General features: G+C 47.4%; 8 protein-coding genes. 1 reads left to right on the top strand and 7 read right to left on the bottom strand.

Annotated features, from left to right (window positions below):
* Positions 1–19 precede the first annotated feature (19 nt).
* Complete coding sequence (locus J0X14_RS18080; protein ID WP_207099234.1) at positions 20–721, top strand: DUF4369 domain-containing protein; 702 nt, start codon at positions 20–22, stop codon at positions 719–721.
* Here the strand turns inward: J0X14_RS18080 and J0X14_RS18075 are convergent, their stop codons facing one another.
* The 7 genes from J0X14_RS18075 to J0X14_RS18045 form a co-directional block, all read right to left on the bottom strand.
* Positions 722–994: a hypothetical protein gene (locus tag J0X14_RS18075; protein ID WP_207099233.1), complete on the bottom strand. Its 273-nt coding sequence runs from the start codon at positions 992–994 to the stop codon at positions 722–724.
* A 26-nt stretch (positions 995–1,020) separates the two neighbouring features.
* Positions 1,021–1,989, bottom strand: a complete 969-nt coding sequence (locus J0X14_RS18070; RefSeq protein ID WP_207099232.1) for a type I phosphomannose isomerase catalytic subunit — start codon at positions 1,987–1,989, stop codon at positions 1,021–1,023.
* Positions 1,990–2,397, bottom strand: a complete 408-nt coding sequence (locus J0X14_RS18065; protein ID WP_207099231.1) for a 6-pyruvoyl trahydropterin synthase family protein — start codon at positions 2,395–2,397, stop codon at positions 1,990–1,992.
* Positions 2,394–2,927, bottom strand: a complete 534-nt coding sequence (gene idi, locus J0X14_RS18060) for an isopentenyl-diphosphate Delta-isomerase (RefSeq protein ID WP_207099230.1) — start codon at positions 2,925–2,927, stop codon at positions 2,394–2,396. Before idi ends, J0X14_RS18065 begins: the two co-directional genes overlap by 4 nt.
* Positions 2,928–2,984: 57 nt before the next feature.
* Positions 2,985–3,941: a type IX secretion system membrane protein PorP/SprF gene (locus tag J0X14_RS18055; protein ID WP_207099229.1), complete on the bottom strand. Its 957-nt coding sequence runs from the start codon at positions 3,939–3,941 to the stop codon at positions 2,985–2,987.
* A 4-nt stretch (positions 3,942–3,945) separates the two neighbouring features.
* On the bottom strand, positions 3,946–5,907 hold the full coding sequence (locus tag J0X14_RS18050; protein ID WP_207099305.1) for a gliding motility-associated C-terminal domain-containing protein: 1,962 nt from the start codon (positions 5,905–5,907) through the stop codon (positions 3,946–3,948).
* Between the two features lie 83 nt (positions 5,908–5,990).
* On the bottom strand, positions 5,991–12,518 hold a 6,528-nt coding region (locus tag J0X14_RS18045), incomplete at its 5' end, for a beta strand repeat-containing protein (RefSeq protein ID WP_207099228.1).

Here is a 12,518-nt window from a genome sequence, read left to right as displayed (position 1 = left end):
TTTGCCGAGCAAAATTTTAATGATGAAGAGAATCCTTACTGTAGCACTATTAGCATTGATCGTTGCCTCTTGTGAAAAGAACACGGAAAACACCATGACTGTCTCCGGAAACATCAAAGGGTTAAAAAAAGGCACCCTTTTTCTACAACAATTCAACGATTCATCCCTAGTGGTATTGGATTCCCTTAAAATTGAGGGCGATGGGAACTTTGCTTTTTCAGAAGAAGTTGAAGATCCCGATGTGTTTTACCTCTATTTGGAAAAAGAAGACAAAAACGAAGTGAATGATAGAATCATGTTCTTTGGGGAAGCTGGTGAGATAGTCATCAATACGTCCTGGAACACTTTTGATAAAAATCCTGAAATATCAGGGTCAGTATCACATGAAAAATTATCCGAATTTTCCGAAATGCTATCCAAATTCAACTTAAAAGATTTGAGCTTGATGCAGGCAGCTGCACAACCGGAATACCAAGAAAATCAAGAAGCTTTGGATTCCCTTCAAAGATTGGCGGATCAAAACTTGGTCAATAGATACCGATACATCCTCAATTTTGGGTTGAATAATGGCGATTCTTATGCCACACCATATATTATGGTCACAGAGGCCAGAGAGGCAAATCCCAAATATTTGGATTCTGTTTACAATGGACTTTCTCCTGAAGTGGCTTCATCCAAATATGGAAAAGCCCTTTCAGCATTTTTAAAGGAACAGAATTAACTAGCTGGCAAGATTGTTCAGTTCTTCCACAAGTTCTGTAGCCTTTACTTCCAATTGGGATCGTATATCCTTGAAATGGGCCTTGGAGTCTTTTACCTCTTTCTGGTGGATTTTACCCATTAATTCATCGAACACGGCAATGGCCTTGTCAATGATCACGGTTCCTTCTTCTGACTCTTTGTTGCCCGAACCGGCTTCCCAGATATACACCGCTTCTATGATGTCTCCCAGCACAAAATTGACATCTTTTTTTAAATCACGAATACTTGGCATGGTTAGTATTTTATTTAAATGTACTACTAAATGGTAACTTCTAAAAGTTTGGTTCCATGTGTATTGATCTCAATAGCACCGCTGCAAGCAGGAACCAAAACGGTTTCACCCCTTTTTATGGATGCACTGCCCCAATCGTTAGTGATTGTTCCCTCTCCGCCAACACACATATAAATGGTAAAGGAATCGCGATTGGATACATCTTGTTTCATGGTTTTATCCAAATCCAAAAAACTGGTTTTAAAATAGGGACAGTCGACCATGGTATTCACAGCATCCTTATCATGAAGATAATCCACCTTAAAATCGTCTTTCAGCTCATAGTCGATGGCATCAACGGCCAAACCGGTATGTAATTCCCTAAGATTGCCATTCTTGTCCTTGCGGTCAAAATCGTAGACTCGGTAGGTAATATCCGATGTTTGTTGAATCTCGGCCAACATAACCCCGGCACCAATGGCATGGATTTTTCCAGTATTGATAAAGAACGTATCCCCTTCGGTAACTTTCTCGTAATTCATTAAATCCAATAAACTACCTTCCTCAAGGCTTTGGATATATTCAGATTTTTCAACATCCTTGTTGAAGCCTACAATGAGTTTGGCTCCAGGGTCGGCGTCCATAATATACCACATCTCCGTTTTTCCAAAGGAATTGTGTCTTTCCCGTGCCAAATCATCATTGGGATGTAATTGGATGGAAAGGTCTTGCTTGGCATCTATAAACTTAATAAGGATGGGGAATTCGGTACCAAAACGTTCCACTACACTTTTTCCCAACAACTCCTCCCCTTGCATTACAAGCAATTCTTTTAGGGATGTCCCTGCCAAAGCTCCATTGGATACCTCGGAAATATCGCCTTGTACGCCCGAAAGCTCCCAACTTTCCCCTGTGATATCACTTTCTATGGGCTTGTTGAGTACGTCCTTAAGTTTTGTTCCTCCCCAAAGACGTTCTTTAAGGATTGGTTTGAATTTTAAAGGGTATAGGTCCATTTATCCTGAGTAAGTTACAAAATTTCGGGGGGTTTCATATAGGACAACTTCCAAGTCCTTGGCACTGTCTATATGAGGTCGTAGTTTGTTCCAGATGACCACAGCTATATTTTCTGCGGTGGGATTCAGATTTTTAAACTCGGGTACATCTGCATTGAGGTTTTTGTGATCCAATGCCTCCACCACCTGCTCCATAACCAAATCCTTGAGTACCTTTAAATCCATCACAAAACCTGTTTCCTGGTCAATTTCACCAGTTACGCTTACAATAAGATCGTAATTATGACCGTGGTACCTTGGATTGTTGCATTTTCCAAAAACAGCATTGTTCTTCTCTTCATCCCAATCAGGCCGATGTAATCTATGTGCAGCGTTAAAGGTGGCCTTTCTACTCACTTTTACCTTCATTGTGCCGGAATGTTTTTCATAAGATGATCGTAAAAACGTTCAAAAATAATTTTGAACCAAGCCGTGTATTGGTCAGGATTATTGGAAATATCGGTTTTAATGTCTTTCGGCAGCATCCATTTCCAATCTGCTACTTCATCAGGATTAATATTAGGTATTTTATTGAAGGTGCCAATCATTACATGGTCATACTCATGCTCGGTAAGGCCATTATCAAAAGGAGCTTTGTAAATGAATGAAAACAGCTCGGTAAGTTCTGTGCTAAAGCCCATTTCTTCCATAAGCCGACGTTTACCCGCTTCAATATTTGATTCCCCCTCTCTCTGATGGCTACAACAGGTGTTGGTCCACAACAAAGGGGAATGGTATTTATCCTTAGCACGCTGTTGTAGCATGGTCTCTCCCTTATCATTCATTATAAAAACAGAAAAAGCCCGATGTAGCAATGCTTTTTCATGGGCTTCCATTTTGGGCATTAATCCAATGGGCTCATCAGCCTCATTCACCAATATCACATGTTCCTCTACCATGCGGTAAAAATATGACCTTTGGCGGAATTTATCGGAAGTAAGACTTTTAAATTGTCCTTAAAAGAACCGTGGCGATTTAAGATTGCCCACGTTTCTGATGAAATCATATCGAAGAATGACCTCAAAAGAACCATCATTGAAAGTAGCGGCCCCCAATTCGGTGAATTCACGGTCATAGGCGAGACCGATCATAAATTGGTCGGAGACCATAAAGCCGAACAAGCCACTGAAAGCAGCATCCCATCGGTAGGCCACTCCCCCGATAAACCGTTCATTCAGCATGAAGTTGGCGGAAAGGTCAACCTGCAATGGAGCTCCTTGCACTACCTTGGTCAAAAGGGTGGGCTTGAATTTTAAGAAAGGATTCAAATCCCAAACATAGCCTGTAATGGCGTATAAATTTATCTGTTCTTTGGCCGTAGACACGGAAGACTCATCAAAATGGGTGGTTTCCAGTATTCTTGGTGCAGAAAGTCCAGCATAAAATCTGTCGGTATGATAATACACCCCGGCACCTATGTTGGGCGAAAACTTATTTTGGATATCCTGCTGTGATTGCAATTGCGGGTCAATTTCAAACTCATCCAGTTCTGAATATCGAATATCGAGCATGTGGGCACTGGCCTTCAGACCAAAACTCAACCTGCCCTCCAAAGAGGTATAGATGGTATAGGAAAAGTCCACATCAAAATACGTCTCTGAAGTTGGGCCTATTTTATCATTTACTACAGAAAGCCCCAAACCAACCCCTCGGTATCCCATTGGGGTGTGAATATTAAGGGTCTGCGTCTCGGGTGCGCCATCCAATCCCAACCATTGGTTACGATACAGGGCGGCTATGCTCAAATGTCCCCTAGAACCGGCATAGGCAGGGTTTACACTTACCGTGTTGTACATGTATTGCGTGTACTGTGCATCTTGTTGTGCATAAACTGCTCCCATTACCCCTAGCAGCAACACGGTAAGTAGCCCCTTAATTGTATTTCTAAAAGCCTTTTTTTCCAAAGCGACCATTTTCTTATCGGTTTATGTATATATACCCTGAAAGTTGTTTCATATTCCCAGTATCATCTTGGTAGTCTATGATATAGAAATAGGTGCCTACAGGAAGTTTATTGTCCTGATCTACGGTGACCCTTCCTTGGGAAGTGCCATCGAAGACATTCCCAACAGTATCATAGGCTCTGGTCTGATAGACCATAACACCCCATCGGTTATAAATTTTGACCGTGTTGTTCGGATAATTTTCAAGTCCGTTGATAGTCAATACATCATGGATTCCATCTCCATTGGGTGTGATTACGTTAATCACATCGACTGTCTCCGCTGTAGTTTCTCCAAGATCTGGGTCTAGATAGTTGGGGATTCCATTTTCGTTGGAATCATCATTGGCATAATTTCCATCTTGGTCCAGATCTTCATCAATGGTTTCAATACCGTCATCGTCATCATCAGAATCCCTAAAATCTGGAATACCATCAGAATCTGTATCGGGTAAGTCTAAGCTTGGGTTATCAATTTTATCATTGACATCGATATCGATTACAGTATCCGCTTCGTAGCCATCGTCCAATCCGTCATTGTCCTTGTCTGAACCTATCAAGATTACATCAGCAATTCCATCGTGATCAAGATCATGACCCTCAATGGCATCGGGCACATTGTCGTCATCGCTATCAGTATCAACATAATCTGGAATACCATCATTGTCAGAATCCATTGGAATCAAACCAATATTACCATCCATTTCATAGGCATCATCCAAACCGTTACCGTTGGCATCTACCAGACTTGGGGCTATATAACCCAGTGCAGGTTGTGCTTCAATATTGTCCGGAATACCATCATCATCACTATCAATATCCAAATAGTCTGGGAAACCATCCCCGTCCGTATCTGTTGGATTGGTGGATGGATCATTATCATTATCGGCATTAAGGTCTTCAAAGCTGTCCACAATACCGTCCCCATCACTATCCAAATCAATGCCGAGCGAATTGACAAGTATTGTTATCGTAGCAGTATCACAATTTCCATTGGTGTCGCAAACCGTATACTCAAACGTATCCGTTCCGATAAAGTCTGGATTGGGTAAATAGGTGATATCATCATCAGACGGATCATTTGGGGTACTATTATCATTTAGCACGATGGTTCCATTGGATGGATCTGTAGCCGAAATGGAACCTGAAGTAGGGATATCATTATCATTACCTCTCCACAGAACCACAATATCCATGTTAACATCTGTTGAAACTGAATCATCACTAGTGTCCACAATGGGAAGCACATTCACAGTTACCGTAGCCGTACTACAATCCCCTAACGAATTACAGATGGTATAATCAAAAGAATCACTTCCATTGTAATCTGGATTCGGTGTATAGGTAACCATATCATCCGATGGGTCATTGGCCGTACCATTGTTATTGATGTTAACCGAACCGTTGGATGGATTCGTTGTGGTAAGTGTTCCCGTAGTTGGCAAATCTGAATCATTGTCAAAAATGGGAACTCCAACGGATTCGTCTTCATTCACCACAATTAAATCATCTACCAAATTAGCAGCTTGGCTCATGCACACCACCGTAAATCGTGGAAGTGCTTTGGCATTTCCGGCTTTGGTGATCGTGGCCGTGTAACGCATTACCGTTTGAGTACTAGTGACCATTGGTCGGGTTTGGTCTCCAGATAATGCAGGATTCCAACTCACGGTTGTACCAGATGGCACACTTGCCGAAATATCAAGTATAACTTCATTATCAGGAGCATTGCAGTTGGTTAAAATGAAATAGCCCGTAGCATTTGATCCGCAGAGTGTACCGTCATAGGTGGCGAAGTATGCCCCAGGTTGAGTGGCTTCATAAAAGGAGTTTGTTCCTAGAACAGTTCCTACATCTGAAGCTTCAAACCATTGATAGTTGGTTTCATCCCCTGTATTTGGTGCTTGAAGCAGAAACTGGGCATTCGCAAAGTTCATCCCCAAAAACAGGACGAACAATCCAATGAATAAAGACTTATGTTGGTTTTTTGATTTCAAATCGTTCAGTCTTTATATCATTCCTATTTTACGACAAATACCACATTGATCAAAGCATTGTAATCTGCAGGCTGTCCAACAATATCATAGGTTAGTTCACCATTGGCATCAATACTCATATTATCAAAAACCGATGGGTCTGCATAGGTCACATAGTAATATAGGTCAGTGGCCGCGTAGGTTGGAATCGCTGCTGGCGCGCCTGTACTGGCAACCGTTGGGGTTCCATATTGAGCAACATATTGAGCATACAAATCCACAGTTCTTCCCGTACCATTGGTTGAAGCATCAATGGCTATGGACGGTGGATAAAATATTCTTGCCGCTTTGGAAGTAATTGGTGCAATATCTTGAATTACATCTTCCACCGTTGACTCTGTATTTCCATCACCGTCAACATCCACAGGGCTGTCTGAATTTACTTCTGATGCAGTTTGATCATCTGTATCTATTGAAGTTAAGGGCACATCAAGGTTCCCTCCCCCATCAGTTATCCTAAGATTACCACCGGTAACCGTAAAGTTAGTGTTGTACTCATTTCCGGCGTCCGTGTCACCATCGGCCGCGATATGGTTCGCGATGCTTGTGGCATTGGTGGCAATGTCGGATGTGTTTGTAGCTATATCAGCCGTATTTGTGGCGATGTTCGAAGCATTCGTTGCTATATCAGATGTATTGGTAGCGATGTTTGTTGCATTTGTGGCGATATCACTTGTGTTCGTTGCAATGTCAGAAGCATTGGTCGCTATATCAGATGTATTTGTCGCAATATTGGTAGCGTTGGTAGCGATGTAGGCTGCGTTGGCCGCCACTCCCGCACTGTCGTCAAGATCGCTCAGGTCCACGGTGACATCCGTGGTGCCCTCGCTTATCGTCAACACGTTGCTCGGTGCATCCAAAGAGGCCCCCGTGATGTCGTCGTCACTGGCTGCGGCCAGTTCCGCATCCGTGGCGAAGACCGCATCAAGGTCGTCGCTCAAGAGTCCGCCACCGTCAACAAGCTCCAGTACCGTACCGTTGAGGCCCAAAGAGGTGTTGAACTCGTTGCCGGCATCCGTGTCACCATCCGCTGCGATGTGGTTCGCGATATCAGTGGCATTGGTGGCGATATTGGTCGCGTTGGTTGCGATGTCGGATGTGTTCGTGGCGATGTTGGCAGCATTGGCGGCCACACCTGCGCTGTCGTCAAGGTCGCTAAGGTCAACGGTAACATCCGTGGTGCCCTCGCTTATCGTCAAGACGTTGCTCGGTGCATCGAGGGTCGCGCCCGTGATGTCGTCGTCACTCGCAGCGGCCAGCTCGGCATCCGTGGCAAAGACGGCGTCAAGATCATCGCTCAAAAGTCCGCCCCCGTCGACAAGTTCCAGTACCGTGCCATTGAGGCCCAAAGAGGTGTTGAACTCGTTGCCGGCATCCGTGTCACCATCCGCTGCGATGTGGTTCGCGATATCAGTGGCATTGGTCGCAATATTGGTCGCGTTCGTTGCGATATCTGCTGTATTTGTTGCAATGTTTGTTGTATTAGTTGCAATATCACTTGTGTTTGTGGCGATATCACTTGCATTTGTAGCAATATTCGTTGCGTTGGTCGCTATATCAGTTGTGTTCGTGGCGATGTTGGCAGCATTGGCGGCCACACCCGCGCTGTCGTCAAGGTCGCTCAGGTCAACCGTCACATCGGTGGTGCCCTCGCTGATCGTCAAAACGTTGCTCGGTGCATCCAGAGAGGCTCCCGTGATGTCGTCGTCACTGGCCGCGGCCAGCTCGGCATCCGTGGCGAAGACCGCATCAAGGTCGTCGCTCAAAAGTCCGCCACCGTCAACAAGCTCCAGTACCGTACCGTTGAGGCCCAAAGAGGTGTTGAACTCGTTCCCAGCGTCCGTGTCACCATCCGCAGCTATGTGGTTGGCGATGTCCGTGGCATTGGTGGCTATATCAGATGTATTTGTCGCAATATTGGTAGCGTTGGTAGCGATGTTTGTTGCATTTGTGGCGATATCGCTTGTGTTTGTTGCGATGTCAGACGTGTTGGTGGCAATATTGGTTGTGTTTGTTGCAATATTGGTCGCGTTCGTGGCAATGTCCGAAGCATTGGTTGCAATATTGGCAGCGTTGGCGGCCACACCTGCGCTGTCGTCAAGGTCGCTAAGGTCAACCGTGACATCCGTGGTGCCCTCACTTATCGTCAACACGTTGCTCGGTGCATCCAGAGAGGCTCCCGTGATGTCGTCATCACTGGCCGCGGCCAGCTCGGCATCCGTGGCGAAGACCGCATCTAGGTCATCGCTCAAAAGTCCGCCCCCGTCAACAAGCTCCAGTACCGTACCGTTGAGGCCCAAAGAGGTGTTGAACTCGTTGCCGGCATCCGTGTCACCATCCGCAGCTATGTGGTTGGCGATGTCAGTGGCATTGGTCGCAATATTGGTCGCGTTAGTTGCGATATCGGATGTGTTGGTGGTGATGTTCGTTGCATTAGTTGAAATGCCAGCTGTATTGGTTGCAATATCCGAAGCATTCGTTGCAATGTCCGAAGCATTTGTCGCTATATCAGACGTATTTGTGGCGATGTTGGCAGCGTTGGCGGCCACACCCGAACTGTCGTCAAGGCTGGAAATATCCACAACCGGGTTATTCCCCAACTCATTGGTGTAGGTCAGCTCGCTGGTCGCACCGTTAAAGGACAGAGAAGTGTTGGTCTCGGCTATAGATACCGATGCCACGTTCAGGTACAGTGCCCCATCGGAACCTGCGGTTAAGTTGTTGTTGGCATCACCACTGATCAGGTTGACGGACTCCGTGCCGCCACCATCAGTGATCTCAAGACTCCCCCCGGTGATACCACTTCCAGTGTTGTACTCGTTCCCCGCGTCCGTGTCGCCATCGGCCGCGATATGGTTCGCAATGTCCGTGGCATTGGTGGCAATGTCACTTGTGTTTGTAGCAATATTTGTAGCGTTCGTGGCTATATCTGACGTGTTGGTGGCGATATCAGCAGCATTCGTTGCGATGTCACCTGTGTTCGTTGCAATGTCACTTGTATTTGTGGCGATGTTGGCAGCGTTTGCGGCCACACCCGCACTGTCGTCCAAATCGCTCAGGTCAACCGTAACATCCGTGGTCCCCTCGCTTATCGTCAACACGTTGCTCGGTGCATCAAGGGTGGCACCCGTGATATCGTCGTCACTGGCAGCGGCCAGCTCCGCATCCGTGGCGAAGACCGCATCAAGGTCGTCGCTCAAGAGTCCGCCACCGTCAACAAGCTCCAGTACCGTACCGTTGAGGCCCAAAGAGGTATTGAACTCGTTCCCAGCATCCGTGTCACCATCCGCGGCGATGTGGTTCGCGATGTCAGTGGCATTGGTGGCGATATCAGTAGTATTTGTGGCGATATCTGCTGTATTTGTTGCGACGTCGCTCGTATTTGTGGCGATGTTTGTTGCATTGGTCGCAATATCTGATGTATTCGAAGTAATGTCACTTGTATTCGTTGCAATATTGGCAGCGTTGGCCGCAACTCCCGCACTGTCGTCCAGATCGCTCAGGTCAACCGTCACATCGGTGGTGCCCTCGCTGATCGTCAAAACGTTGCTCGGTGCATCCAGAGAGGCTCCCGTGATGTCGTCGTCACTGGCCGCGGCCAGCTCGGCATCCGTGGCAAAGACGGCGTCAAGGTCGTCGCTCAACAGCCCACCACCGTCAACAAGCTCCAGTACCGTGCCGTTGAGGCCCAAAGAGGTGTTGAACTCGTTCCCAGCATCCGTGTCACCATCGGCAGCTATGTGGTTTGCGATATCAGTGGCATTGGTGGCAATGTCTGCTGTATTGGTGGCTATATTGGTAGCGTTGGTTGCAATGTTACTGCTATTTGTAGCAATGTCCGAAGCATTTGTCGCTATATCAGACGTATTTGTAGCGATGTTGGCAGCGTTGGCGGCCACACCGGCGCTGTCATCCAGGTCGCTAAGGTCAACGGTCACATCCGTGGTGCCCTCGCTTATCGTCAAGACGTTGCTAGGTGCATCCAGAGAGGCACCCGTGATGTCGTCGTCACTGGCAGCGGCCAGCTCTGCATCCGTGGCAAAGACCGCATCTAGGTCATCGCTCAAAAGTCCGCCACCGTCAACAAGCTCCAGTATCGTACCGTTGAGGCCCAAAGAGGTATTGAACTCGTTCCCGGCATCCGTGTCACTATCCGCAGCTATGTGGTTCGCGATGTCCGTGGCATTGGTGGCAATATTGGTCGCGTTTGTTGCGATATCGGATGTGTTGGTAGCGATGTCAGCTGTATTGGTTGCAATATCCGAAGCATTCGTTGCAATGTCAGTAGCATTGGTAGCGATATCAGCAGTATTTGTGGCGATGTCGGATGTGTTCGTTGCGATGTTGGCAGCGTTGGCCGCCACGCCCGCACTGTCGTCCAGGTCGCTCAGGTCAACCGTGACATCAGTGGTGCCCTCGCTTATCGTCAAGACGTTGCTCGGCGCATCCAAAGAGGCCCCCGTGATGTCGTCGTCACTTGCAGCGGCAAGCTCGGCATCCGTGGCGAAGACCTCATCTAGGTCGTCGCTCAAAAGTCCGCCGCCGTCAACAAGCTCCAGAACCGTACCATTAAGGCCCAAAGAGGTGTTGAACTCGTTCCCCGCATCCGTGTCACCATCGGCCGCGATGTGGTTCGCAATGTCCGTGGCATTGGTTGCTATATCAGCAGTATTCGTTGCAATGTCAGCTGTGTTTGTAGCTATATCAGCAGCATTCGTTGCGATGTTTGTTGCATTGGTTGCTATATCAGTTGTATTTGTGGCGATATTGGTTGCGTTGGTGGTAATATCACTTGTATTGGTGGCTATATCAGATGTATTTGTGGCGATATTGGCAGCGTTGGCGGTCACACCTGCGCTATCGTCCAGATCGCTGAGGTCAACGGTAACATCCGTGGTGCCTTCGCTGATTGTCAATACGTTGCTCGGTGCATCCAGGGAGGCTCCCGTGATGTCGTCGTCACTGGCAGCGGCCAGCTCCGCATCCGTGGCAAAGACGGCGTCAAGGTCGTCGCTCAACAGCCCACCACCGTCAACAAGCTCCAGTACCGTGCCGTTGAGGCCCAAAGAGGTATTGAACTCGTTCCCAGCATCCGTGTCACCATCCGCAGCTATGTGGTTTGCAATATCAGTGGCATTGGTGGCTATGTCAGCTGTGTTTGTTGCGATGTTACTGCTATTTGTAGCAATGTCCGAAGCATTTGTGGCAATGTCAGCTGTGTTGGTTGCAATATTGGTCACGTTCGTGGTGATATTTGCAGCGTTTGTTGCAATGTCGCTCGTATTTGTGGCGATGTTTGTTGCATTGGTCGCAATATCTGATGTATTTGTCGCTATATTGGTCGTGTTGGTTGCGATGTCAGACGTGTTGGTGGCAATATCTGACGTGTTCGTAGCAATATTAGCTGTATTGGTCGCGATATTGGTCGCGTTCGTTGCGATATCTGCTGTATTTGTTGCGATGTCACTTGCATTCGTGGCAATATCTGACGTGTTCGTAGCTATATCAGTTGTATTGGTTGCGATGTTGGCAGCGTTGGCGGCCACACCCGAACTGTCGTCAAGGCTGGATATGTCAACAACGGGATTATTCCCCAACTCATTGGTATAGGTCAGCTCACTCGTTGCTCCATTAAAAGACAAAGAGGTGTTGGTCTCGGCTATCGATACCGATGCCACGTTGAGGTACAGTGCCCCATCGGAACCAGCGGTTAAGTTGTTGTTGGCGTCACCACTGATCAGGTTGACGGACTCCGTGCCGCCACCATCAGTGATCTCAAGACTCCCCCCGGTGATACCACTTCCCGTATTGTACTCGTTCCCAGCGTCCGTGTCACCATCGGCCGCGATGTGGTTCGCGATGTCAGTGGCATTGGTGGCGATATCAGCAGTATTCGTTGCAATATCGGTTGCATTTGTTGCAATGTCCGAAGCATTGGTGGCAATATCTGACGTGTTCGTAGCAATATTAGCTGTATTGGTCGCGATATTGGTCGCGTTCGTTGCGATATCTGCTGTATTTGTTGCGATGTCACTTGTGTTCGTTGTGATGTTGGCAGCGTTGGCGGCCACACCGGCGCTGTCGTCAAGGTCACTGAGGTCAACTGTGACATCCGTGGTGCCCTCGCTTATAGTCAACACGTTGCTCGGTGCATCAAGGGTGGCACCCGTGATGTCGTCGTCACTGGCAGCGGCCAGCTCCGCATCCGTGGCGAAGACCGCATCTAGGTCGTCGCTCAAAAGTCCGCCGCCGTCAACAAGCTCCAGAACCGTACCATTAAGGCCCAAAGAGGTGTTGAACTCGTTCCCCGCATCCGTGTCACCATCGGCCGCGATGTGGTTCGCAATGTCCGTGGCATTGGTTGCGATATCAGCAGTATTCGTTGCAATGTCAGCTGTGTTTGTAGCTATATCAGCAGCATTCGTTGCGATGTTTGTTGCATTGGTTGCTATATCAGTTGTATTTGTGGCGATATTGGTTGCGTTGGTGGTAATATCACTTGTATTGGTGGC

The sequence above is a fragment of the Allomuricauda sp. CAU 1633 genome (genome assembly GCF_017313225.1).
Taxonomy (GTDB): Bacteria; Bacteroidota; Bacteroidia; order Flavobacteriales; family Flavobacteriaceae; genus Flagellimonas.
The sequence above is the reverse complement of the archived record's forward strand: the minus strand, read 5'-3'. Positions and strand labels throughout refer to the sequence as shown.